Source organism: Mycolicibacterium vaccae NBRC 14118 = CIP 105934, assembly GCF_001552715.1.
GTDB classification, from domain to species: domain Bacteria; phylum Actinomycetota; class Actinomycetes; order Mycobacteriales; family Mycobacteriaceae; genus Mycobacterium; species Mycobacterium vaccae.
This window is the reverse complement of the sequence record NZ_BCRS01000093.1, coordinates 1-24,867: the sequence shown is the minus strand read 5'-3', so window position 1 is coordinate 24,867 and position 24,867 is coordinate 1. Positions and strand designations below refer to the sequence as shown.

General features: G+C 69.4%; 21 protein-coding genes and 1 pseudogene. 6 read left to right on the top strand and 16 right to left on the bottom strand.

Features of this window, described 5'->3' with window-relative positions; all coding sequences use genetic code 11:
* Positions 1-641 (top strand): class I SAM-dependent methyltransferase (locus MVA01S_RS17940; protein WP_060941658.1); only part of this gene is annotated, 641 nt, incomplete at its 5' end.
* Here the strand turns inward: MVA01S_RS17940 and MVA01S_RS17935 are convergent.
* Positions 626-2,143 (bottom strand): DUF7782 domain-containing protein, encoded by a 1,518-nt coding sequence (locus MVA01S_RS17935; RefSeq protein WP_003929133.1) that lies wholly within the window; start codon positions 2,141-2,143, stop codon positions 626-628. The two genes, MVA01S_RS17940 and MVA01S_RS17935, sit on opposite strands and share 16 nt — an antisense overlap.
* The gene (locus MVA01S_RS17930) at positions 2,140-2,892 is read right to left on the bottom strand and encodes an SOS response-associated peptidase (RefSeq protein WP_003929132.1); all 753 of its coding nucleotides are present in this window, start codon (positions 2,890-2,892) and stop codon (positions 2,140-2,142) included. Before MVA01S_RS17930 ends, MVA01S_RS17935 begins: the two co-directional genes overlap by 4 nt.
* Positions 2,893-2,985: 93 nt before the next feature.
* On the opposite strand from MVA01S_RS17930, the gene aroA reads away from it, so the two are divergent.
* The 3 genes from aroA to MVA01S_RS17915 all read left to right on the top strand — a co-directional run bounded on the left by aroA (position 2,986) and on the right by MVA01S_RS17915 (position 6,222).
* Positions 2,986-4,308: a 3-phosphoshikimate 1-carboxyvinyltransferase gene (aroA, locus tag MVA01S_RS17925; RefSeq protein ID WP_003929131.1), complete on the top strand. Its 1,323-nt coding sequence runs from the start codon at positions 2,986-2,988 to the stop codon at positions 4,306-4,308.
* Between the two features lie 4 nt (positions 4,309-4,312).
* Positions 4,313-5,293 carry a ribosome small subunit-dependent GTPase A gene (rsgA, locus tag MVA01S_RS17920; protein WP_003929130.1) on the top strand — a complete coding sequence of 327 codons (981 nt, stop codon included), beginning with the start codon at positions 4,313-4,315 and terminating at the stop codon, positions 5,291-5,293.
* 80 nt (positions 5,294-5,373) lie between these two features.
* Positions 5,374-6,222, top strand: coding sequence for an aldo/keto reductase (locus MVA01S_RS17915; RefSeq protein ID WP_003929129.1), 849 nt, complete (start codon positions 5,374-5,376; stop codon positions 6,220-6,222).
* A 72-nt stretch (positions 6,223-6,294) separates the two neighbouring features.
* Here the strand turns inward: MVA01S_RS17915 and MVA01S_RS17910 are convergent, their stop codons facing one another.
* The 5 genes from MVA01S_RS17910 to MVA01S_RS17890 form a co-directional block, all read right to left on the bottom strand.
* A complete protein-coding gene (locus MVA01S_RS17910) occupies positions 6,295-7,560 on the bottom strand; it encodes a fatty acid desaturase family protein (RefSeq protein WP_003929128.1) in 1,266 nt (421 codons plus the stop codon).
* 70 nt (positions 7,561-7,630) lie between these two features.
* Entirely contained in the window at positions 7,631-8,770 is a 1,140-nt protein-coding gene (locus MVA01S_RS17905) for a ferredoxin reductase (protein ID WP_003929127.1), read from the bottom strand.
* A 94-nt stretch (positions 8,771-8,864) separates the two neighbouring features.
* Positions 8,865-9,368, bottom strand: coding sequence for a DUF6912 family protein (locus MVA01S_RS17900; RefSeq protein ID WP_003929126.1), 504 nt, complete (start codon positions 9,366-9,368; stop codon positions 8,865-8,867).
* Between the two features lie 34 nt (positions 9,369-9,402).
* Entirely contained in the window at positions 9,403-11,145 is a 1,743-nt protein-coding gene (locus MVA01S_RS17895; protein ID WP_003929125.1) for a BCCT family transporter, read from the bottom strand.
* 59 nt (positions 11,146-11,204) lie between these two features.
* Positions 11,205-12,614 (bottom strand): WS/DGAT/MGAT family O-acyltransferase, encoded by a 1,410-nt coding sequence (locus MVA01S_RS17890; protein ID WP_003929124.1) that lies wholly within the window; start codon positions 12,612-12,614, stop codon positions 11,205-11,207.
* 168 nt (positions 12,615-12,782) lie between these two features.
* Here MVA01S_RS17890 and MVA01S_RS17885 point away from each other — a divergent pair, with 168 nt between their 5' ends.
* Positions 12,783-13,370: an Rv3235 family protein gene (locus MVA01S_RS17885; protein WP_051015221.1), complete on the top strand. Its 588-nt coding sequence runs from the start codon at positions 12,783-12,785 to the stop codon at positions 13,368-13,370.
* On the opposite strand, the gene secA is transcribed toward MVA01S_RS17885, so the two are convergent.
* The 9 genes from secA to MVA01S_RS17840 all read right to left on the bottom strand — a co-directional run bounded on the left by secA (position 13,371) and on the right by MVA01S_RS17840 (position 24,204).
* Positions 13,371-16,175, bottom strand: a complete 2,805-nt coding sequence (gene secA / locus MVA01S_RS17880) for a preprotein translocase subunit SecA (RefSeq protein ID WP_003929122.1) — start codon at positions 16,173-16,175, stop codon at positions 13,371-13,373. It lies immediately after the preceding gene.
* Between the two features lie 151 nt (positions 16,176-16,326).
* Positions 16,327-17,034 (bottom strand): ribosome hibernation-promoting factor, HPF/YfiA family, encoded by a 708-nt coding sequence (gene hpf, locus MVA01S_RS17875; RefSeq protein WP_040540364.1) that lies wholly within the window; start codon positions 17,032-17,034, stop codon positions 16,327-16,329.
* 291 nt (positions 17,035-17,325) lie between these two features.
* On the bottom strand, positions 17,326-17,955 hold the full coding sequence (locus MVA01S_RS17870) for a ComF family protein (protein WP_003929120.1): 630 nt from the start codon (positions 17,953-17,955) through the stop codon (positions 17,326-17,328).
* A gap of 109 nt (positions 17,956-18,064) precedes the next feature.
* Positions 18,065-18,478, bottom strand: coding sequence for a QcrA and Rieske domain-containing protein (locus tag MVA01S_RS17865; protein WP_003929119.1), 414 nt, complete (start codon positions 18,476-18,478; stop codon positions 18,065-18,067).
* A gap of 56 nt (positions 18,479-18,534) precedes the next feature.
* Positions 18,535-20,292 carry an MtrAB system accessory lipoprotein LpqB gene (gene lpqB / locus MVA01S_RS17860; RefSeq protein WP_040540368.1) on the bottom strand — a complete coding sequence of 586 codons (1,758 nt, stop codon included), beginning with the start codon at positions 20,290-20,292 and terminating at the stop codon, positions 18,535-18,537.
* Positions 20,289-21,941 carry an MtrAB system histidine kinase MtrB gene (gene mtrB, locus MVA01S_RS17855; RefSeq protein ID WP_003929117.1) on the bottom strand — a complete coding sequence of 551 codons (1,653 nt, stop codon included), beginning with the start codon at positions 21,939-21,941 and terminating at the stop codon, positions 20,289-20,291. Before mtrB ends, lpqB begins: the two co-directional genes overlap by 4 nt.
* 115 nt (positions 21,942-22,056) lie before the next feature.
* Positions 22,057-22,743 (bottom strand): two-component system response regulator MtrA, encoded by a 687-nt coding sequence (mtrA, locus tag MVA01S_RS17850; RefSeq protein WP_040540373.1) that lies wholly within the window; start codon positions 22,741-22,743, stop codon positions 22,057-22,059.
* A 74-nt stretch (positions 22,744-22,817) separates the two neighbouring features.
* Positions 22,818-23,447 carry a hypothetical protein gene (locus MVA01S_RS17845; protein ID WP_003929115.1) on the bottom strand — a complete coding sequence of 210 codons (630 nt, stop codon included), beginning with the start codon at positions 23,445-23,447 and terminating at the stop codon, positions 22,818-22,820.
* Between the two features lie 124 nt (positions 23,448-23,571).
* Positions 23,572-24,204 (bottom strand): dTMP kinase, encoded by a 633-nt coding sequence (locus MVA01S_RS17840; RefSeq protein WP_003929114.1) that lies wholly within the window; start codon positions 24,202-24,204, stop codon positions 23,572-23,574.
* Between the two features lie 98 nt (positions 24,205-24,302).
* Between MVA01S_RS17840 and MVA01S_RS31345 the strand changes: the two are divergent.
* Positions 24,303-24,867, top strand: a pseudogene (locus MVA01S_RS31345) (hypothetical protein); the annotation flags it as partial.

Below are 24,867 nucleotides of genomic sequence, written 5' to 3'. Positions count from 1 at the left end.
GCAGCGCCGCGCTGGCGGCCGCCGCCCGCGGCGCGCAGGTCACCGGCGTCGACTACACCCCGGAACTGATCGCGCTCGCCCGGCGACGCGCCGGGGCCGACGCGGTCACCTGGCACACCGCCGACGCGGCCGACACCGGCTTGCCCACGCGGACGTTCGATGCCGTGGTCTCAAACATGGGGATCATCTTCGTCGACCCCGCCCGCCAGGTCGACGAGATTGCCAGGTTACTCAAACCCACTGGAGTGCTTGTCTTTTCGGCATGGGTGCGCAATGCCAGCAATCCGTTCTTCGATCCCGTCGTCGCGGTGCTCGGACCGCCGCCGACGACCGGCTTCTCCCCGGAACAGTGGGGCGACACCGAGACGTCGGCGGCCCGGCTGGCACCGTATTTCGGCGACATCGACATCACTTACGGCCGGCACAGGTGGGAGTTCGAGTCCGTGGCCGCGGCACTGCGCTTCCTGAGCGCGGAGTCCCCGGTTCACGTGGAGACCTTCCGCCGCGTCGACCCCGCACAGCAGGACAGGCTGACCGCGGAGTTCGAGAAGACCCTGGGCGGCCACGTCGAACCGTCGGGCGTGGTGGCGTTCACCGCTCCCTACGTGGTGGTCACCGCACTGGCTCACCGCGCCTGGTAGAGGATGCCGCGGCCGATCGCCTCGCGCACCACCGGCAGCGCCGCCTCGGCGAGCGCGTCGGCGTCCACGCCGTGGAAGCGGGCGAGCAGCTCGATCAGGGTGCCCAGCGGAACCTCGCCGCGGCACCCGGCGAACAACGCCCGGGAGACCTCGTCCACGCCGATGACCGCTGCGGGTCCGCCCGGGCGGCGTACGGCGGCGCCGACGACCTGCCAGCCGTCGGGGCCGGGCAGGGACTGCTCCTCCAGGAACACCGGCGCCGTCGACAGCCGGGCCGCGAGCAGCTGCGAGTCGCTGGTGTCGTGCAGGTACTCGCGGCGGGCGAAGAACGCCTCAACCTCGGGACCGGTCAGCGCCTCGTCGGCGCCGGTGATCTCTTCGAGGACCTGGTCGGGGGCACGGGTCTCCCCCACCCGCGGCGCGCGCAGCGTGATCAGGCCCATGCCGACCCCGGCGATGCCCTCGGCGTCGAACCAGTCCAGCCACTGCCCGCCCCGGCGGGCGGCCTGCTCCGGCGGTTCACCGGCGTCCGACGTCCACAGCGAGACGTAGCTGATCGGGTCGGCGAACTCGCGCTGTACCACCCAGGCGTGCAGGCCGGTCCCGGCGAGCCAACCGCGGACCCGGTCACGCCAGCCGCCCTGCTCCTCGCCGTGGCGCACGATCCAGTTCGCCATGATCTGCGCGGTCCCGCCCGGCGTCAGATGATCGGCGGACTGTTCGATCAGGTTCTGGCACAGCGCATCTCCGGCCATCCCCGAGTCCCGGTAGATGTAGTCCAGCGAGCCGGTGCCAACGACGAACGGCGGGTTGGACACGATGAGGTCGAATCGCTCACCAACCACCGGCTCGAACATGCTGCCGAGCCGCAGGTCCCACGACATGCCGTTGAGACGCGCGGTGGCCGCGGCCAGCGCCAGGGCCCGCGGGTTGGTGTCGGTGGCGACGATCTCCTCGCAGTGCGCGTGCAGGTGCAGCGCCTGGATCCCGCATCCGGTGCCGAGATCGAGCGCGCGGCCGACCGGGGTCCGCACCACCGCGTGGGCCAGCGACACCGACGCGCCGCCGATGCCGAGGACGTGGTCGTGGTGCACCGGGCCGGAGCGCAGCGCGGAATCCTGATCGGAGACCACCAGCAGGTCCGTCGCGCCGTCGCTGTGCGGCCTGATGTCCAGCACGGCGCGCAGCGCGGCGTCCCCGGCGGGTTCGACGACCCCGTTGTCGATCAGCGCGTCGACGCCCGCGCTCGGCAGTGCCCGGCCGACAGCGTCCCGGGATTCGTCGGTGCCGAGCAGGAACAGCCGGATCAAGGTGGCCAGGCGCTGCCGGTCTTCGGGGGCGCGGTCGGTGGCGCGCAGGGCCGACCACCACAGGCCGCGGCTGAACGCCGCGCCCGCGTCGGCGCCGAGCAGTTCGGTCACCCCGTCGGTGGTGTAACCGGCCGCGCGGAGGTCGGCGGCCAGCGCGTCGACGACGCCGGTCGCGTGCAGGGGGTGGTTCACAGCAGCGTGCCCTGCTCGGCTTGCGGCTCGGCGGGCTCGATGAGCTCCGGGCCGTTGTTGCGCACGCTGTTGACCAGCCGCGACACCTCCCGGATCTCGATGCGGTCGAGGTCCCCGTGGCCGCGCAGCAGCCCTTCGTCGATCGGGGCGTCGGGATCGAGCCAGTGGTCCCAGTCCCGCTCGCTGATCGTCAGCGGCATCCGGTCGTGGATCTCGGCGAGCGGTCCGGCCGCGTCGGTGGTGATGATCGTGCAGCTCAGCAGCGGCTTGCTGTCCTCGGGGGCGTTCTTGGGCCGCCACGTCGACCACAGTCCGGCCATGAACAGCGGCTCCCTATCGCCGGCGTACATGAAGAAGGGCGTCTTGTCGCCTTTGGTGCCGCGCCACTCGTACCAGCCGTCCATCGGCACCAGGCAGCGTTTGGCCTTGGCCGAGCTGCGGAACGCCGGCGAGGAGGTGACCTTGTCCGAGCGGGCGTTGATCAGCAGCGGCCCGGAGGTGACGGGGCCGCCGTCGTCGGTGGCCTTGACCCACGGCGGCACCAGGCCCCAGCGCATCAGCCGGACCCGGCGCGTCGACTCGTCCTCCGGTTCGGTGTGGCGTTTGACCACGGTCGCGACGGTGGTCGTCGGCGCGACGTTGTAGTTCGGCGCGGTTCCGTCCTTGAGCTGGGCCGTGGCCTCGTCGATGGCTTTGATCTTCTCGGCCAGCAGCGCCGGATCGGTGGTCACCGCGAAACGTCCGCACATGTCTCCATGGTTCCAGACCCCGGGAATCCGGCGCGCAATGCGACGTTCAGGGTGCTTGGGCGCGCCGGATCTGCGACAGGGAACAATGAGCCTGTGAGTACCTGGCATGCCCCGTCGACAGCGACACCCATCCACGCGACGGTCACCGTGCCCGGTTCGAAGTCGCAGACCAACAGGGCACTCGTCCTCGCGGCGCTCGCGGTGCCGCAGGGCAGCTCGACGATCGGCGGTGCGCTGCGCAGCCGCGACACCGACCTGATGATCGCGGCGCTGCGGGATCTCGGGGTGTCGGTGGAATCCGACGACGGCGACCGGTGTGAGTTGACGGTCGGCGGCGCGCTGGCCCCGCAGGCGGGCGCCCGCATCGACTGCGGCCTGGCGGGCACGGTGCTGCGTTTCCTGCCGCCGGTGGCGGCGCTGACCACCGAGACCGTCACGTTCGACGGCGACGAGCAGGCCCGGTCGCGGCCGATCGCACCGCTGCTGGACGGGCTGCGCGGGCTCGGGGTGCAGGTCGACGGCGACGGTCTGCCGTTCGCCGTGCGCGGGACCGGGTCGGTGCGCGGCGGGACGGTCGAGATCGACGCGTCCGGGTCCTCGCAGTTCGTATCGGGTCTTCTGCTGTCCGGCGCGGCGTTCACCGAGGGTCTGACCGTGGTGCACACCGGCGGGGCGGTGCCGTCGGCGCCGCACATCGCGATGACGGTGTCGATGCTGCGCGACGCCGGTGTCGAGGTCGACGACTCCGCCGCGGGCCGGTGGCGGGTGGCTCCGGGCCGGGTCGAGGCGAGGCGCTGGGTCATCGAGCCCGACCTGTCCAACGCGGTGCCGTTCCTGGCTGCCGCGGTGATCAGCGGCGGCACGGTGCGCATCATGGGCTGGCCGACCGTCAGCATCCAGCCCGCCGACACCATCCGTTCCATCCTGGCCGGCTTCGGAGCCGAAGTGCGCCAAGGAGATTCCTACCTCGAAGTGCAGGGCGCGACGACCTACGGGGGTATCGACGTCGACTTGCGCGAGGTCGGCGAGCTCACCCCCTCGGTCGCGGCGATGGCCGCGCTGGCCACCCCGGGCTCGGTGTCGCGGCTGCGCGGCATCGCCCATCTAAGGGGTCACGAGACCGACCGGTTGGCGGCGCTGAGCGCCGAGCTCAACCGCATCGGCGGCCGGTGCGAGGAGACCGACGACGGTCTGGTGATCACCGCGGAGCAGATGCACGGCGGCGTGTGGCAGTCCTACGCCGACCACCGGATGGCCACCGCGGGCGCCATCATCGGTCTGCGGGTGCCGGGGGTCGAGGTCGAGGACATCGGCACCACCGCCAAGACGCTGCCGGACTTCCCGCAGCTGTGGGCCGACATGCTGGCCGGGCAGACCGACCTTCAGGACGGCGCCGCGCACCCGAGGGAGACCTGACTCGTTGGGCAAGCGCGAGTACGACGAGTCCGACGTCCGGATCCGCCCCGGACGCGGCTCGCGGCCGCGCACCAAGACCAGGCCCGAGCACAACGACGCCGAGCAGGCGATGGTCGTCACCGTCGACCGGGGCCGCTGGGGATGCGTGCTGGGCGGTGATCCCGACCGCCGGGTGACCGCGATGCGGGCCCGCGAACTGGGCCGCACCCCGATCGTGGTCGGTGACGACGTCGACGTCGTGGGCGACCTGTCCGGCCGCACCGACACCCTGGCCCGCATCGTGCGCCGCGGTGAACGCCGAACGGTGTTGCGCCGCACCGCCGATGACACCGATCCGACCGAACGGGTGGTCGTCGCCAACGCCGATCAGCTGCTGATCGTGGTGGCGCTGGCCGACCCGCCGCCGCGCACCGGCCTGGTCGAGCGCACTTTGATCGCCGCCTACGCCGGTGGGCTGGAGCCGATCCTGTGCCTGACCAAGACCGATCTCGCCCCGGCCGAGCCGTTCGCCGAGCAGTTCCGCGACCTCGACCTGACCATCACCATCGCGGGCCGCGACGATCCGCTGGAATCGGTCGGCTCGCTGCTGACCGGCAAGGTGACCGCGCTGCTGGGCCACTCCGGGGTCGGGAAGTCCACATTGGTGAATCGCCTTGTGCCGGACGCGGATCGAGCCACCGGCACGGTCACCGATGTGGGCCGGGGGCGGCACACCTCGACCCAGTCCATCGCCCTGCCGCTGCGGGAGGGCGGCTGGGTGGTCGACACCCCCGGCATCCGGTCGTTCGGGCTTGCCCACATCGCACCCGACGACGTTGTGATGGCGTTCTCCGACCTGGCCGATGCGATCGACGAGTGCCCCCGCGGTTGCGGCCACATGGGCCCGCCCGCCGATCCCGAGTGCGCTCTGGACACGCTGACCGGCGCGGCCGAGGGCCGGGTGCGCGCCGCCCGCAGGTTGCTGGCCGCGTTGAGGGAAGGCTGACGTCCCTGTCGCGCGTTGGTAATGGTGTTTGTAGCGCACGCCGGCCGGGCACGCTGTCCGGCGGAAGAGGAGGAAAGATCTTGAGCAACACACCCACGATTGAATTGAACGACGGCGCGCGCATCCCGCAGCTGGGCTTCGGCGTCTATCAGATCCCGCCGGACGACACGGCCGCGGCGGTCAAGTCGGCACTGGAGATCGGCTACCGCCACATCGACACCGCCGAGATGTACCAGAACGAGAAGGGCGTGGGCCAGGGCATTCGCGACGCCGGCATCGACCGCGCCGAGGTGTTCGTCACGAGCAAGCTGAACAACGGATTCCACAAACCCGACGACGCCCGGCGCGCCTTCGACGACACGCTCAGGGCGCTGGAGTTCGACTACGTCGACCTGTTCCTGATCCACTGGCCGCTGCCCACGCTGTACGACGGCGACTACGTGTCGACGTGGAAGACGTTGGAGGAGTTCAAGAAGGACGGCCGCGCGCGCAGCATCGGCGTGTCGAACTTCCAGGTGGCACACCTGCAGCGGCTCGCCGACGAGACCGGCACCGTGCCTGCGGTCAACCAGATCGAGGTGCACCCGTACTTCGCCAACGACGAGGTGCGGACCTACGGCCGCGAGCACGGCATCGCGACCGAGGCGTGGTCGCCGATCGCGCAGGGCCAGGTGCTCGACGACCCGGTCGTCACCCGCATCGCCGAGACCCTCGGCAAGACGCCGGCGCAGGTGGTGCTGCGGTGGCACATCCAGCGCGGCGACATCGTGTTCCCGAAATCGGTGACGCTGCAACGCATCAAGGACAACTTCGCGCTGTTCGACTTCGAGCTCGGCGACAAGGACTTCGCGGCGATCTCGGGCCTGGACAAGGGCGAGTCCGGCCGTATCGGCCCGAACCCCGACACCTTCGACTTCATCCCGAGCTAGGCACCGAGCTAGGCACAGAAACGAAATCGCCCGCTATCAATCGATAGCGGGCGATTCCGTTTGCTCGTCAGATCAGGCGGCCAGATCCTGGTCGTTGATCGCGATCTTCGCGGCTTTCGCAGCGACCTTGGCGCGCCGGCGCGACCGCACCGCGGCGATGGCCGACTTCAGCCCGCGCCGCTCCGACGGATCCAGTTCGGCGAACATCCGCTCGCTGCGGGTCTCCGGGGCGTCGTCGGCGGTGTCGCGCAGGAACTTGTCCGGCAGCGACAGTTTCGCGATCGTGCGCCACGACTTGCCGTACTGCGCCAGGAAGGACCCGGTGGTGTAGGGCAGGTCGTACCGGTCGCAGATCTCGCGGACGCGCAACGAGATCTCATAGAGACGGTTGCTCGGCAGATCCGGGTACAGGTGATGCTCGATCTGCTGGCTCAGGTTGCCGCTCATGAAGCGCAGCAGCGGGCCGCCCTCGAAGTTCGCACTGCCCAGCATCTGTCGCAGGTACCACTGGCCCCGGGACTCCCCGACCATGTCGGTTTTGGTGAACTTCTCTGCGCCGTCCGGGAAGTGGCCGCAGAAGATCACCGCGTTGGCCCAGACGTTGCGGATGACGTTGGCGACCGCGTTGGCCGTCAGCGTCGACTTGAACGTCGCACCGGGCGACAGGGACGTGATCGCGGGGTACGCGACGTAGTCCTTGACCACCTGCTGGCCGGCCTTGATGCCGAATTCCTTGACGCGGCCCAGCGTTTCCTTACGGTCATCGCGGGCCTTGAAGATCTTGCCGAGCTCCAGATGCTGCAACCCGACGCCCCACTCGAAGCCGACGGCCAGCAAGGTGTTGAAGAACAGATTGCCCAGGTTCATCGGGGTCCAGCGCTGATCGCGGGTCACCCGGATGACGCCGTAGCCCACGTCGTCGTCCATGCCGAGGATGTTCGTGTACTTGTGGTGCATGAAGTTGTGGGTGAACCGCCAGTGCTTGGACGCCCCGCTCATGTCCCACTCCCACGACGAGGAGTGGATCTCGGGATCGTTCATCCAATCCCACTGACCGTGCATGACGTTGTGGCCGATCTCCATGTTCTCGATGATCTTGGCCACGCCCAGCGTCGCGGTGCCCGCCCACCAGAACTTGCGCTTCGAGCTGCCCGCCAGCATCAGCCGGCCGGCCACCTCCAGCGCGCGCTGGGTGGCGATGGTTCGACGGATATAGCGCGCATCGCGCTCGCCGCGGGAGTCTTCGATCTCCTGACGGATCGCATCCAGCTCGCGACCGAGATTCTCGATATCTTTCTCGGTCAGGTGGGTGAATTCAGGTACATCGGTAATTGCCATTGATCAGCCCTCCTCTCGGCTACCTACGCTACCGTAACCTACGTAGCCGTAGGTTACTACCCAGTAAAGCTTAGACATCCAGCACACAGTCGCCGGATGCCGCCGACACGCAGGTCTGCACGCGGCTGCCCGGCTCGTGCTCGACGCCGGTGCGCAGGTCGCGGACGTGCCCGTCCAGCAGGCCCACCACGCACGACTGGCAGATCCCCATCCGGCAGCCGAACGGCATCTGGATCCCGGCGGCCTCGCCGGCATCCATCAACGACGTCGCCCCGTCGACGGTGGCGCTCTTGCCCGACCGGGAGAAGTCGACGGTCCCGCCGCTGGCGTGCGCGGCCCGGGTGACCGCGAACCGCTCCAGGTGCAGATGGTCGGCGATTCCCGCCGACTTCCACTTCCGCTGCGCGGATTCCAGCATGGCCTCCGGCCCGCACGCCCAGGTCTGGCGTTCCCGCCAGTCCGGGACGACCTCGTCGAGCCGGTCGATGTCGAGCCGGCCTTCGGTACGGGTAGCCCGCACGCGCAGTCGGTAACCCTCGTGGCGGTCCGCCAGCTCGGCCAGTTCGGCCGCGAACATCACGTCGTCTTCGGTCGGCGACGAGTGCACGTGCTCGACGTCGGTGATCTGGCCGCGCCGCACCAGCGTGCGCAGCATCGACATCACCGGCGTGATCCCCGACCCCGCGGTCAGGAACAGCACCGCCGGCGGCGCCGGATCGGGCATCACGAAATTGCCCTGGGGGGCGGCCAGCCGCACGATCGTCCCGGGGGCGACGCCGCCGACGAGGTGCGTCGACAGGAAGCCCTCGGGCATCGCCTTGACCGTGATGGTGATCGTGCGGGAGCCCTTGCTGGTGATGGGGCTGCTGGTCAGCGAGTAGGAGCGCCACCGCCACCGGCCGTCGACCAGCAGACCGATGCCGATGTACTGGCCGGCCTCGTAGTCGAAGGAGAATCCCCATCCCGGCTTGATGACCAGCGTGGCGGAGTCGACGGTCTCGCGGTGCACCTCGAGCACGCGGCCGCGCAGTTCGCGGGCCGACCACAGCGGATTGGCCAGCTGAAGGTAGTCGTCGGGCAGCAGCGGCGTGGTGATGCGACCGGCGATGGTGCGCAGCAGATGCCAGCCGGGCTTGTCTTTGGCTCCGGCGATCGTGGGCCGCACGGTGTCGGCCACTCGGGCAGTGTTCTTGATCGTGTTCTTGGCCATGACTCCCACTTGGCTTGCGGTGGCTGCGGGTGACTTACCCGGCAACGCGACGCGGTGAACCTACGGTACCGTAACTTACGCCACCGTATCCAGATCAGAGCAGCTCAAGCAGGAACGGGAACTCCTGTGGCGCGTACCACGCCAGGTCGTGGTCCTGCGCGTCGCCGACGGTCAGCTCGGCGTCCTCGTCCCCCAGATCGGCGTCGTCGATCACCGCCATCGCGGCCTTCACGGCGGGCTCCGCAGCGGAGGTGTCGATGTAGGCCGCGATCACCCGGCCCAGCGCGACGGTGCCGGACAGACGCACCACCGCGTCGTCCAGATCGGGTCGCACGGTGACGGCGTCGTCGTCGAGGTCGGCTTCCACGACCACCCGACGCGACGGCAGCCCTTCCCCGCCCTCGTCGTCGAGAATGCGCAGCGACGCCATCGCGGCCTCGCGCAATGCGACGTCGGCGAGTTCGTCCTCGTCACCTTCGGCGTAGGCCTCCCGCAGCGCGGGGGTCACCGCGAACGCGGTCCCGTTGACCGGGCGCAGGGCCTCGTCGGCGACCAGACGCTGGAGCATGGCCAACGTTGCGGGGACATAGACGCGCACGACCTGAGGGTAGCCGCCCCGGCCCGGGTCCCCGTCAGCGCGAGGCGCTCGGCTCGTCGTCGTCGGCGTTCGGGTCCTTCTCCACCGAGATCACGAAGTCGTCGCCGTGCCGGGTGACCCCGGCGATCACCGCGCTGTCGACGGCCTCGGCGGCGTATTCACGCCGCACGATCTTCGGGTCGTGACGCAGATCCTTGATCAGTGCCACCGCCAGACCGACCATGACGAGCACGAAGGGCAGCGCCGCGATGATCGTGATCGTCTGCAGGCCGGTCAGCGCGTCCTCACCGCCGACGAGCAGCATCACCGCGGCGACGGCGCCGGTGGCCACACCCCAGAACACAACGGTGCTGCGGCTCGGTCTGATCGTGCCCCGTTGCGACAGCGAGCCCATCACGATCGACGCCGCGTCCGCGCCGGAGACGAAGAAGATCGCGACCAGGACCATGACCACCACGCTGGCGATCGTGGTGATCGGATACTGCTCCAGCAGCGTGAACAGCTGCGCCTCCACCCCGCCCTCGCCGGCCAGGTCGGTGCCGTTCTGTTGCTCGTTGATCGCCGCGCCGCCGAACACCGCGAACCAGACCAGCGACACCAGGCTCGGCACCAGCAGCACCCCGGCGACGAACTGACGGATGGTGCGGCCGCGCGAGATCCGCGCGATGAACATCCCGACGAACGGCGTCCACGACACCCACCAGGCCCAGTAGAAGATCGTCCAGGACTGCAGCCACGCGTTGACGTCGGGGCCTTCGGCGCCGGTGCGCGCCGACATCATGTTCAGGTCGGCGAAATAGCTGCCCAGTGTGGTCGGCAGCAGGTTCAGGATGAACACCGTCGGGCCGACCACGAACACGAACATCGCCAGGGCGACCGCCAGGACCATGTTGATGTTGGACAGCCACTGGATGCCGCGCGCCACCCCGGACACCGCCGACAGCACGAAACACAGTGTCAGCACGGTGATGATGACGACGAGGATCGTGTTGCCCGTCTCGCCGATGCCGCCGACGATCTGCAGCCCGCTGCGGATCTGCAACGCGCCCAGGCCCAGCGAGGCCGCCGACCCGAACAGCGTGGCGAAGATCGCCAGCATGTCGATGACCTTGCCCCACGGACCGTTGACGCGGGGGCCGAACAGCGGCTCGAACGCCGCGCTGATCAACTGCAGGCGTCCCTTGCGGTACACGCCGTAGGCAATGGCCAGCCCGACCACCGCGTAGATCGCCCACGGGTGCAGGCTCCAGTGGAACAGCGTGGTGGCCATCGCGGTCTGCACGGCGTCGGGGTTGCCCTCGGGCCCGGTGCCGGGCGGCGGAGTGGTGAAGTGCGCCAACGGTTCGGCGACGCCGAAGAACATCAGCCCGATGCCCATGCCGGCGCTGAACATCATCGCCACCCAGGAGATCCCGTTGAACTCCGGCGGTTCGTCGTCACGGCCCAGCGGGATGGTGCCGTAGCGGCCGAGCGCCAGGTACAGCACGAACACGACGAAGCCGGTGCTGGTGAGCACGAACAGCCATCCGGTGTTGTCCATCACCCAGGTCAGCGCCGCGCTCGACGCACTGGCCAGCGTCTCGGTGCTCAGGAAGCCCCATGTCAGGAAGCTGACCGCGATCACCGCGGTGACGCCGAAGACCACCCAGTCGATGCTGCGCCGCCGGGTGATCCGGTCTTCCTGAACAGGCACCTCCAGCACCGGGTGCGTGATGGGCCCGGTGTCGCTGTCGGCGGAGGGGACGACGGTCGCTTGGTGCTCGGAGAAGTCAGCCATCGCAACCCATTCGACCCCCGCGGCGTGGTCCCGTCAATTCCAACGGCGCCACGATCGGGTCACCGTGCGGCTTCCACCAGCTCGTCGAGGCTCTCGCGGAGCAGGCTGGGCAGCATGTCGACGTCGCTCATCGCGTCCCGGTCGGCGTTGATGCCGAAGTACAGCATCCCGTTGTAGGAGGTGACGCCGATGGCCAGCGTCTGGTTGTGCAGCAGCGGCGGTACCGCGTAGGTCTCCAGCAGTTTGGTCCCGGCGACGTACATCTGCTTCTGGGCGCCGGGGGCGTTGGTGATCAGCAGGTTGAACAGCCGCGCCGAGAAGCTGGTCGCGACCCGGATCCCCATGGCGTGCAGTGTGGGTGGCGCGAAACCCGACAGCGTGATGATGGTGCGGGCGTCGACCAGGCTGGGCGCGGTCGGATGCGTTTCGGTGGCGTGCGCGATCTGGGTCAGACGGACCACCGGATTCGCTTCTCCCACAGGGAGATCCACCAGAAACGGAGCCACCTCGCCGATCGCCTGGCCGGGGCCGTTGGAGTCGATGTCGCCGTCCGGGTACACCGGCATCGGCGCCATCGCGCGCACGGTGGTCGTCGCGCGCACCGGTTCGCCGCGCGAGAGCAGCCAGTTGCGCAGTGCGCCTGCGATCATCGCGAGCACCACGTCGTTGACGTCGCACTCGTAACGGGCACGCACGGCGCGGAACTCGTCGAGACTGCCCGAGGCCACCGAGAAGCGCCGGTTCCGGGACACGGTGGTGTTCAGCGGGCTGCTCGGAGCGGCGCCGCGGGCGACGGTGCGGGCGATCTCGGCGCCGCGGCGCCCGAGTTCGACCATCCGGCTGGCGTTGGTGACCGCTTCGACGACCGTCGAGCGCACCGCGGCGGCCTGGGCGGTGGGCCGCATGATCCATTCGCCGAGCGCGCCGAGCATCAGCTGCCGGTCGCTGGGCTCGCGGCCGGGGATCCAGATGTCCTCACCGAACTCGGGGGCTTTCTGGGTCCGGTCGGCGATCACGTGGCCGATCTCCAGCGCGGCCATGCCGTTGACGAGCGCCTGATGGGATTTCGTGTAGATCGCGATGCGGTTCTTGGCCAACCCCTCGACCAGGTACATCTCCCACAGCGGCCGGGACTTGTCCAGCGGTCGCGACCCGAGCCGGGCCACCAGTTCGTGCAGCTGGGCGTCGCTGCCCGGCGACGGCAGCGCGGAGCGCCGGATGTGGTAGGTGATGTCGAAGTCGCGGTCGTCGATCCACACGGGCCGGGCCAGGTTGAAAGCCACCTCCCGCACCTTCTGCCGATAGCGCGGGATCTGCGGCAGCCGCTGCTCGACGGTCTCCAGCAGCGTCTCGTAGCTCAGCCCGTTGCGGGGCTTGCGCAGGATCTGCAGTGTGCCGACGTACATCGGGGTGGACGAGTTCTCCAGCCGGTAGAACGACGCGTCCGCCGCCGACAACCTCGTCACCATGTGCGGCGTCGCCCCCTCTGCTCACCTCGTCACCGGTCGGACCCTGCCACGGTATCGGCATTTTCGGGGGTCGCGCACAACAGCTGCTCTGAGGTGCCTGTCAGCCGTGCGAGCATGGAGCCGTCTGCAACTCTCCGGCAGATCCACCTCGATCCCTGGAGAGTCCGCATGCCCGCATCCCGCACCTCACCCGATCGCACCTCACCCGATCGCACCTCGCCCGATCGCACGGCGGCCGAGCTCGCGGCGCCTGATCCCGCCGCGCCGGCACCGGGGTGGACGACCTCGCCGGTCGTCGACTACGAGCCTCTCCCCCAGCCGCTGGCAACCAGACCGCCGCGGCCGTGTCCGGTCCCGTCCCCGGAATCGCTGCACCGCAGCGGGTTACGACCACTGCGCGCGCACCGACCGCCCGCGGCACCGCAGGAGCAGCCACCGCCGCGGTCGGCGGTGACGTTCGCCGAGACCGCGCTGCGTCAGGTCGTCGAGGTGATCGACCGGCGCAGACCGGTGGCCCAGCTGCGTCCGCTGATGACGCCGCTGCTGATCGACTGCGTGATCGCCCGGGCCGCGGCGCCGCGCACGGGCAGCGCCACGCTGCGCCGCGTGCGGGTCCGGTCAGCCGGCACCGACGCCGAGGTGACGGCCGCGGAGGTGTTCGCGTCGTTCACCCGCAGCGGCCGGGTGCACGCCATCGCGGGACGCATCGTGCGTCACCGCGACGGCTGGCGGCTGGTCGCGCTGCAGATCGGCTGATCAGCGACGCTTGGCGTGCTTACCGGTCTTCTGCTGGCGGGCGGCTTCGCGACGCTCCTTGCGGCTGCCGCCGGTCGACGGCGCACCACCGGAGCGCTTGACCTCGACGCCGCCGTCCTCGGACGGACCGGAGTAGGTCAGCGGCTGGGCCTTCTCGTCGAGCCCCTTCGCCCGGACACCGGCTGCCGGCGGCACAGGACGTTCCTTGGTGGCCACCCCACCTTGCTGCGCGGCGGCGGCCGCGAACTCGGCCAGCCCGCTGGGCGTGGGTTGCGCGGCGACCGTGGCCGGGGCCGGGGCCGGTTCGACCTGGACGTTGAACAGGAAGCCGACCGACTCCTCCTTCATGCCCTCGAGCATCGCGACGAACATGTCGTAGCCCTCGCGCGCGTACTCGACCTCGGGCCGCTGCTGGGCCAGGCCGCGCAGGCCGATGCCCTCGCGCAGGTAGTCCATCTCGTAGAGGTGCTCGCGCCACTTTCGGTCGAGCACGTTGAGCAGCACGTTGCGTTCCAGCTGACGCATCGCGCCCTCGCCGGCGATCTCCTCGATCTCCCGTTCCCGTTCGGCGTAGGCCCGCTCGGCGTCGGTGATCAACGCCTCCAGCAGCTCGTCGCGGGTCAGCTCGCCGGGCTCGCCGACGGCGTCGGAGTCGATCAGGTCGTGGTGGTCGATGCTGACCGGGTAGAGCTGCTTGAGCCCTTCCCACAGCTTCTCCAGGTCCCAGTCCTCGGAGTAGCCCTCGGAGGTGGCGCCGTCGACGTAGGCGGTGATGACGTCGACCAGCATCTTGTGGGCCTGCTCGGCGAGGTTCTCGCCCTCAAGGATGCGGCGGCGCTCGGCGTAGATCACCTTGCGCTGCTGGTTCATCACCTCGTCGTACTTGAGAACTTCCTTGCGGATGTCGAAGTTCTGCTGCTCGACCTGGGTCTGGGCGCTCTTGATCGCGCGCGAGACCATCTTGGCCTCGATCGGCACGTCGTCGGGCAGGTTGAGCCTGGTCAGCAGCGTCTCCAGCGTGGCGCCGTTGAAGCGGCGCATCAGCTCGTCGGCCAGCGACAGGTAGAAGCGGGACTCGCCCGGGTCGCCCTGGCGGCCGGAGCGACCGCGCAGCTGGTTGTCGATGCGGCGGGACTCGTGACGCTCGGTGCCCAGCACGTACAGACCGCCGGCGGCGATCACGTCCTTGGCTTCGGCTGCCACCTGCTCCTTGATGGCGGGCAGCTCTTCGTGCCAGGCCGTCTCGTACTCGTCAGGGGTCTCGACCGGGTCGAGGCCGCGCTGGCGCAGTTTCCGGTCCAGCAGGTAGTCGACGTTGCCGCCGAGCACGATGTCGGTACCACGGCCGGCCATGTTGGTGGCCACGGTGATCGCGCCGAGCCGTCCGGCCTCGGCGATGATGCCGGCCTCCTGCTCGTGGAACTTCGCGTTCAGCACGTTGTGCGGGATGCGGCGCTTCTCGAACTGCCGGGACAGGAACTCCGAGCGCTCCACGCTGGTGGTGCCGATCAGGACCGGCTGGCCCTTCTCGTAACGCTCGGCGACGTCGTCGACGACGGCGATGAACTTGGCTTCTTCAGTTTTGTAGATGAGGTCGGACTGGTCGGCGCGGATCATCGGCCGGTTGGTCGGGATCGGCACCACGCCGAGCTTGTAGATCTCGTGCAGCTCGGCGGCCTCGGTCTCGGCGGTGCCGGTCATTCCGGCCAGCTTGTCGTAGAGGCGGAAGTAGTTCTGCAGGGTGATCGTCGCGACGGTCTGGTTCTCGGCCTTGATCTCGACGTGTTCCTTGGCCTCGATCGCCTGGTGCAGACCCTCGTTGTAGCGGCGGCCGATCAGCACGCGGCCGGTGAAGTCGTCGACGATCAGCACTTCGCCGTTGCGGACGATGTAGTGCTTGTCGCGCTCGAACAGCTCCTTGGCCTTGATGGCGTTGTTCAGGTAGCTGATCAGCGGCGAGTTCGCGGCCTCGTAGAGGTTCTCGATGCCCAGCTGGTCCTCGACGAACTCGACGCCGATCTCGTTGATGCCGACGACACGCTTCTTGATGTCCACCTCGTAGTGGACGTCCTTCTCCATCAGCGGCGCCAGCCGGGCGAACTCGGTGTACCAGTTCGATCCGCCGTCGGCCGGCCCGGAGATGATCAGCGGGGTGCGGGCCTCGTCGATCAGGATGGAGTCGACCTCGTCGACGATGGCGAAGTTGTGGCCGCGCTGGACGCAGTCCTCGAGGCGCAGCGCCATGTTGTCGCGCAGGTAGTCGAACCCGAACTCGTTGTTGGTGCCGTAGGTGATGTCGGCGTTGTAGGCGGTGCGGCGCTGGTCCGGGGTCATCTGGGACAGGATCACGCCGACGTCCAGGCCCAGGAAGCGGTGCACGCGGCCCATCTGCTCGGCGTCGCGTTTGGCCAGGTAGTCGTTGACGGTGACGATGTGCATGCCCTTGCCGGACAACGCGTTGAGGTAGGCGGGCAGCACCGCGGTCAGGGTCTTGCCCTCACCGGTCTTCATCTCGGCGACGTTGCCGAAGTGCAGGGCGGCGCCGCCCATCACCTGGACGTCGAAGTGTTTCTGGTTCAGTACGCGCCACGCGGCCTCGCGGGCGACGGCGAACGCCTCGGGCATCAGGTCGTCGAGGTCCTCGTCACCGGCGGCCAGCCGAGCCCGGAACTCGTCGGTCTTTGCCCGCAGTTCGGCGTCGGAGAGTTTCTCCATGTCGTCGGACAGGGTGTTGACATAGTCAGCCACCCCCTTGAGGCGCTTGACCATGCGGCCCTCGCCGATACGGAGCAACTTCGACAGCACGCTGAATACCCTTTTTCCTCGCCGGATGCGTTTCGCAAATAGACGGACACCATCGTAGGTGACGCAACGAAAATGCTGGTCGCGCGTGCCCGTGCCGTGACCTTTACACACGAAATCCCCCGGGACCGAAGTCCCGGGGGATCCGCATGGGTCAGGCGGGTGGGGCGAGTTTGATCAACCCGTAGTCGAAGGCGTGGCGCCGGTACACCACGCAGGGCCGGTCGCTTTCCTTGTCGTGGAACAGGAAGAAGTCGTGGCCCACCAGTTCCATTTCGTAGAGGGCGTCGTCGACGGTCATCGGGGTACCGGGGTGCTCTTTGACGCGCACGATGCGGCCCGGTTCGTGCTCGTCGACGTTCCCGGTCAGCCCGGCCTCGGGTTCCGCGGCGTCTTGGGCGGGCGGGGCGAACGCGCTCTCCAGGTGGTCTAGCGAGCAGGCCTCGCGCAGGGATCTGGGGGTCTTGTCGCCGTAGTGGACCTTGCGGCGGTCCTTGCTCTTGCGCAGCCGGGCCTCGAGTTTGCTCACGGCGGCTTCCATCGCGGCGTAGAAACTGTCGGCGCAGGCCTCTCCGCGCACGACGGGACCACGGCCCTTGGCGGTGATCTCCACATGCTGACAGTTCTTGCGCTGGCGGCGGTTCTTCTCGTGATCGAGTTCGACGTCGAACAGGTAGATGGTGCGGTCGAATCTTTCCAATCGAGACAACTTCTCGGCGACATAGGTACGGAAGTGGTCCGGCACCTCGACGTTGCGCCCGGTCACCACCACCTCGGCGTTCGAAGTCTCGTCAGACGACCTCACCGCATCGTCGGGATCGATTGAAATCGTGCTGTCGGCATCCACGGAATGACTTGTCATACTTGGCAACTCGATTCTCTCTCGCGATTCGCACGCCCCCTGCGTGCCCTACTGAACAGATATCGCACCGACAGGGCATTTCGGACGCGCCACTCGCCGGTGCCAGGTGTCGACTACTCACCTCCTACCGCTGACGCGATACCGGCGTCTCACTGCTGAGCGCCGCCGTGAAGTGTTCACGGTTGGTTGGTGCCGACGGTAGTCGCTGTTCACCGGACGTGCCACTAATTCGTTCTTTGTGTTGTCAGTTCTTCATGCCCGATTGACCCCCGGGTAACAGGCCGCGCGTGGTCACGCGTTCGCCACTGCGAGCACAGCAACAACGTGGGCACCAGCGGTTTGCAGGACCCGGACGGATTCGGCGGCGGTGGCGCCGGTGGTGACGACGTCGTCGACCACCAGGACGGGTCCGCGGACAGCTCCGGTCAGCCGCACCCGGCCGGCGACGTTGCGCTGCCTGCCGGCCGGCGAGAGCCCGACGGAGTCGCGGGTGAACGCCGTGAAGCGCAGCACCGGGGCGACGCTGACGCCAGGCAGACCGGCCGCTGCGGTGCGCGCGATCCGGGTCACCGGGTCGCCGCCGCGGCGCCGGGCCGACGAACGCCGGGTCGGCGCGGGCACCAGGGTCAACGGCACCTCGAGCACCCCCCACGTCAGCAGATGTTCGGTCGCGTCGCGCAGGGCCGCCGCGAGCGGGCGCTGCAGATCGGCGCGGCCCCGTTCCTTGAGCCCGACGATGGCCCTGCGGCGCGCTGCGGCATAGCGCCCCAGCGACAGCACCGGCACACCGGGATCGACGCGCGGGGTCACCAGGTGGGGTTCGTCGGGCTTGACGGTCAGTTCGCGCGCGCAAGCCTCACACCACGCGGTGGCGACGGCGTCGCACCCGCCGCACTGCAGCGGAAGGACCAGATCGAGCACGCGGTCAGTGTCGCCCCGGCATCCGACACGTTCCGCGAGCGTGACGCCACGGTCGCGTTGCGCCGGCGATCGCGACCGTGGCTTCACGCTCGCGGCGCCGGCGACCCGGTTAACCCTTGACGATCGCATCCCCCTGCACCCGAATGGGCACCGAAGGCAGCGGCTTCTCGGCCGGGCCGTTGACCACCGCGCCGTCCAGGTTGAAGCGGCTGCCGTGGCAGGGGCAGTTGATCGTCCCGTCGGCGATCTTGTCGAGCAGGCATCCGTTGTGCGTGCACACCGCGGAGAAGCCCTTGTACTGCCCCGCCACCGGTTGAGTCACCACCACGTCGCCGACGATGACTCCCGACCCGACGGGCACGTCGGCGGTCGAGGTGAGCGCATCGGCCGTCCCCGACGAACTCGACGAACCCGGGGATTCCGAGGAGCCGGACCCGGACTTCGAACACGCGGCCACCGCCACGGCGGCCAGGCCGATCCCCGCCCCGGCGAGCACTGCTTTGCGCGGAATCTCCACCGACATACCGAACCTCTCCGTCGAGCCGATCGCCGGCGGGCTGTGCCGGCGACACGTGTGGGTCAGCCGGGCAGCACCGGCACCGCGCCCGTTGCCATCAGCGGCCGCACTTCGCTCCAGCCTGGGTCTTCTGCCACCGAGCCCGACAGCAGCAGCACCCCGCGTCCGTCGGCGACGTACACCGCCGACGGGCTCGCGGCCACCGTGGTGACCGGCATCAGCAGGTTGCGGCTGGGCCCGTCGGAGTTCACGCCGTCGAGGTTGACGTAGGACACCGGATGCTGCGGGTCGGTGCGGGTGACGACGATGTCGTCGCCGGTGCGCCAGGACAGGGACAACGCGGTGTCGCCCAGCCCGTATCCCAGCCGTCGCGGGTAGGTCAGCGCGTAACCGCCGCCGGGGGTCTGCTCGACGCCGGCCAGCACGACGCGGCCCTCGATGATCATCGCCGCGCGGGTGCCGTCGCGCGACAACTGCAGTTCGGCGATGCCGCCGGGGAAGCGGGTCAGCACTGCGGTGGCGTCCACGGGGATGCGCGCGGGCTGGCCCGACGCGTCCTGGATGACGCGCACGACGTTGTTGCCGTCGACCACGACCCAGATGGCGTCGTCGAGCGACCAGCTGGGCCGGCTCAGGCTGCGGGCGTCCAGCGCCTGGCTGGCGTTGCCGCCCAACGGGCCCACCCACAGCGAGGACGCCATGTCGGGTGCGCCGGGGCGCAGCGTGACGATCGAGGCGACTTCCTGGCCGGTCCGCGACAGCGCCGCGGCGGTCTGTCCCGGCATCTGCCCGAACGGCCCTGCGACGCGTGGCGCGCGCTCACCGTCGAGGCGCACCAGCGAACCCCCGACCAGCGCGTGCAGTCCGGCCGCGGCGCCGTCGGCCGCGCCGGGGTCGGTCGCCGCGACGTCGGCGGTATCCCAGCCGTCGGCGAAGCGGTCGTCGAGGGCGGCGCCGTCGGCGTTGATCACGTACGGGCCGTTGATGCCCGAGCGTGACAGCGTCCAGATCAGTTGTGCGGCAAGCAGTTGCCTGCTGTGCGGGTCGGTCGTCGACAGGTTCTCCAGGTCGATGCGGGCCCCGCCGTAGCCTCGGCCGATGCCGGTCTTGCCGCCGTCGGCGCGGGTCACCGGCCCGCGCAGCCGCATCGGCGGGCCCAGCAGGTTGCGCACCGTCCGGTCCATCTCCGGTCGCGGGCCTGCGATCAGCTTGCTCACCAATTCTGTTGCGAGCTGGTCGGGTTCGGACACCACGAGGTAACGCGGGTCGGGGACCACGGTCTTGCCGGTGGGATCGGCGAAATAGAGGGTGTGCCGCTTGTAGGTGGCCTGGAACTGCTGCCAGTCCAGGAACACCCCGTTGGGCAGTCGGTCGATGCGCCACCCGCCGGCGGTCTTGACCAGTTCGATCGGGCCGGGGTCGGGCAGTGCGCCCGCGCCGGTCTCGAAAACGCCCATGTCCGACAGCGACCCGAGGATGTCGGCCCGCATGGTGACCTCGACCCGGTCCGGCGTTCGGGTCTCGACGAACACGACATTGTCGATCAGCAGCGCGCTGCCGGCGTCGTCCCAGGTGCTGGAGGCGGATTCGGTGAGGAACTGACGCGCCGCCAGGTGCCGATTCGCCGGATCGGCAGTGGCCTTGAGGAATTCGCGCAGCAGCACGTCCGGGTCCATGCCGGGGGTGGGTTTGGGCAGGCTCGGCGGTGCCGGCCGGTCCACGGTGCCGATGGCCTGAGGCGATGAGGAACTGGGCACCCCGGCACAACCGACGAGAAGAACCATGAGCGCGCAGAGCCACAGCGCGGCAACGCGTCTCACACGCCTTCCCCTGCCGGTTCGCGCACCCGACGGGCGGGTCCGGCCGACATGTCGGCCGGCTTCACCGGCAGCGGGCTGCTGGTGACCTTGTGGCCGCGCACCAGCGGGAGGGTGAGGCGGAAGCAGGCGCCCTTGCCGGGCTCGCCCCACGCCTCGAGCCGGCCCTGGTGCAGGCGGGCGTCCTCGATGCTGATCGCCAGCCCCAGACCGGTGCCGCCGGACCGACGGACCCGCGACGGGTCCGCGCGCCAGAACCGGCTGAACACCAGCTTCTCCTCACCGGGGCGCAGGCCGACCCCGTAGTCGCGGACGGTCACCGCGACGGTGTCGACGTCGGCGGCCATCCGGATGTGGACCGGCTTGCGTTCGGCGTGGTCGATGGCGTTGGCGATCAGGTTGCGCAGGATCCGCTCGACGCGGCGCGGGTCGACTTCGGCGATCACTTCCTCGGTGGGCAGCTCGACGCTCATCTCGACGCCGGCCTGTTCGGCGAGGTGTCCGACGTTGTCCAGGGCGCTCTGCACGATGGAACGCAGGTCGACGGCCTCGACGGCCAGTTCGGCGACGCCGGCGTCGTGCCGCGAGATCTCCAGCAGGTCGTTGAGCAAGGACTCGAACCGGTCGAGTTCGTTGACCATCAGCTCGGTGGAGCGCCGCAGGGCCGGGTCCAGGTCCTCGGCGTGGTCGTGGATCAGGTCGGCGGCCATCCGGACGGTCGTCAGCGGCGTGCGCAGTTCGTGGCTGACGTCGGAGGTGAACCGGCGCTGCAGGTTTCCGAACTCTTCGAGTTGGGTGATCTGGCGGTGCAGGCTTTCGGCCATGTCGTTGAACGACACCGCGAGTCGGGCCATGTCGTCCTCGCCGCGCACCGGCATCCGTTCGGTGAGGTGGCCCTCGGCGAAACGTTCGGCGATGCGGGACGCGGACCGCACCGGCAGCACGATCTGGCGGGCGACCAGCAGTGCGATCGCGGCGAGCAGGCCGAGCAGCACGACGCCTGCGGTGGCCATGGTGCCGCGGACCAGCGCGATCGTGGAGTCCTCGCTGTTGAGCGGGAAGATCAGGTACAGCTCGAGGTTGGTCACCGACGACGAGGACGACGCGGTGGGGCTGCCGATGATCAGCGCCGGGCCGCTGAAGTTGTCGGTGTGCACCGTGGCGTACTGGTAGCTGACCTGTCCGGCCTTGACGAAGTCACGCAGGGTGTCGGGGATCTGGTCCACGGGTCCTGCGGAGGTCGCCGCGCGGGGGCCGTCGCCGGGGACCACGAGCACCGCGTCGAACGTCCCGGCCAATCCGGTGCCGGCGTCGGCTTTGCGGTCGATCAGTGTGTTGCGGGCCAACTGCAGGCTGCTGTCCAGGGAGCGCGTCTCCTCGCCGCCGACGATGCCGCTGACGGTGGTGCGGGCGCGTTCGATCTCCTCGGTGGCCGCGCCGACCTTCACTTCGAGGATGCGGTCGGTGATCTGGCTGGTCAGGACGAAGCCGAGGACCAGGATGACGGCCAGCGACAACCCGAGGGTCAGCGTGACCACACGCAGCTGCAGGGACCGGCGCCAGATCGTGCTCAGCGCGCGGCCGAGCACACTCAGTCCGCGGACCAGTGGCGCCGATCGGCGATGGATGCGGCGGCGCGAGCCGAAGATCACAATGCCCGCCCGGGTCGTCTCGCGATGACGGCGGGCCGTCCGATCACGACGACGGCGGGCCGTCCGATCACGACGACGGCGAGCCGTCTGATCACGACGACGGCGAGCCGTCTGATCACGGAGGTCCGGCCTTGTATCCCACTCCTCGAACGGTCAGCACCACCTGCGGGTTCTCCGGGTCCTTCTCGACCTTGGCCCGCAGTCGCTGGACATGCACGTTCACCAAACGGGTGTCGGCGGGGTGGCGGTAACCCCACACCTGTTCGAGCAGCACATCACGAGTAAACACCTGGCGCGGTTTGCGCGCCAACGCCACCAGCAGGTCGAACTCCAGCGGCGTCAGCGAGATCTGCTCACCCTGCCGGGTGACCTTGTGCGCCGGGACGTCGATGTCGACGTCGGCGATGGAGAGCATCTCGGCGGGCTCGTCCTCGTTGCGCCGCAGCCGGGCACGCACCCGGGCGACCAGCTCCTTGGGCTTGAACGGCTTCATCACGTAGTCGTCGGCGCCGGATTCCAGGCCGAGCACCACGTCGACGGTGTCGGTCTTGGCGGTCAGCATCACGATCGGCACGCCGGAGTCCGCGCGCAGCACGCGGCACACGTCGATGCCGTTCATGCCGGGCAGCATCAGGTCCAGCAGCACCAGATCGGGGCGCAGTTCGCGCACGGCGGTCAGCGCCTGGGTGCCGTCACCGATGACGGCGGTGTCGAATCCCTCGCCGCGCAGCACGATGGTGAGCATCTCGGCGAGCGAAGGGTCGTCGTCGACTACCAGGATCCTTTGCCTCATGGTGTCCATGGTGTCACCAGATTGCGATAAACCGCTGCTACCACGCGGGGTGTTTTGCGTGTCCTACCGCGCGGCGGGACGCGTCAACGAACGGCGTCGAGGATCTCGCGCTGCTCGGCGAGGGACTGCATCACCTCGTAGCCGATCTGGCGGACGCTGGCGACCACCGGGCTACTGCACAGCCGGGCCGCGGGCGCGTCGCGCACCACCCAGCCCAGCGACGCACTGCGGGCCAGGGCCCGCCGGGCGGACCTGGCGTCCCGGTCGTCCAGCGCGGCCATCGCGAGCACGAGTTCCTTGCGCGAGTACTGCGCGCCGACGGAGTCCATCAGCACCGGGTTGGTCCACCAGTGCTCGAACGGGATGCGCGAGCCGCTGAAGATCTGGTCACCGTCTCTGGTGCGGATCGGCGCCGGCGGGTACATCGCCAGTTTCGGGACGTACTCCTCGGCGCCGTGGTGGCGGCTGCGGATTCGCATCAGGGTCAGCCCGGCGATCGAGCACGCGGTCTTGGGGTTGGGCACACCGGCGGTGTCGACCCAGGTGAGGGTGTCGCGCAGGCCCTGCAGCGCGTCCGACCCGTCGCTGCGGTAGAGCAGCGCGCGCAGGTGTCCGGCCAGCGGCTTCACCTCGGTGTGCCGTCCCTGGTCGAATCGCTGGCTCGCCGATTTGAGGCAGGTAATCAGGTGATCGACGGTCGATTCCGCCGCCACCGCGGATTCCCTGCGAATACTGCTCTGAACTGGCAACGGTCCCCCTGAATCAAACTGCCGCGGTTGCGACTTCCCCGCGACGGAGCTTATCCGCTCGGGCGGCAGTTCGCGCTGTTACCAGGTTTCAGTCCGAGGTGAGGCGGCCGGCGAGCTCGGCGGCGTCGACCTCCGGAGGCACCACCTGCCAGGGGCCGCCCCAGTTGGCCGCGGCCAGTTCGCCGTACACCGCGCCGGTGCGGCGCTGCAATCCGTCGTCGCGCTCGTAGGCGTCGCGGGCCCGGTCGGCGTCCTCGGCGGCCCGATTGACTGCCCGCTGCGCCGCCAGCTCGGTCGGCACGTCCAGGAGTATCTGCCAGTCGGGGGCCGGCAGGCGCAGCCGCCGGTATTCCAGGTCGCGCACCCAGGTCACGACGTCGCCGTCGGCGCCCTGATGCAGCCGCGCCGCGCTGTAGGCCGCGTTGGACGCGACGTAGCGGTCCAGCAGGACCACGTCGTAGGCCGACCGGAGGTGGTCGATCTCGTCGCGCGCGCCTGCCCGGTCCATCGCGAACAGCAGGGCCATTCCGTACACCGACTCGGCGAGGTCGCCGTGGCTGCCGTGCAGGGCTTCGGCGGCGACGTCGGCGGGCACCGAGACGCCGTACCGGGGGAACGCCAGAGTGGCCACGGACCGGCCGCCGGATTCGAACGCGGTGCGCAAACCGTCGGTCAGCGTGCGTTTGCCGGCGCCGTCGACTCCCTCGATCACGATGAGCACCCGGCGAGCCTAATCCAGGACCGCACAAAGACGGACCGGCAAACATTGACCGGGACTTCTTCGCCCTTCATAGTTGGTCGATGCGGGGTGGTCAGGGGATGAGCAAAGGTATCGAGGTTTTCGCTGCGGCGGGGGTCGGCGCGGCGGTGTTCCTCGGGTTCGGTTGCGGGGTTGCCGCGGCCGACGAGTCGGTCGGGACGGGCGGCGGTGACGCGTCCCAGACCGAGACCGGGCCGCCTCGCGACGACGAGGGCCCCAGCGACGTCGGGGCGGTGACCGACGGGCCGGACGACTCCGACGTCGACGATGACGAACCGGTCGACGAAGACGAACCCGTCGACGAAGACGAACCCGTCGAAGAAGACCTCCAGGACGAACCCGTCCTCGACGACGACGACCGGGACCGCGCCGCTGCGCCCGCCCCGGAAAACGAGGAACTCCCCGACGACGTCGTCGTGATCGACGACGAACAGACCCCCGACGACGTCGACGCCACACCCACCGTCGTCGAGTCCCCGGTCGTCGAGTCCCCGGTCGTCGAGACCCCGGCGAGCGGCCCCGCCCCGGCTGAGGAGACGGACGTCCCGACGGCGCCGGCCGCCGCCACCACGCAACGCGACCTGGACGTCCCCGAGCCCCCCGCCGTCCCGCCCGCCCCCGCTG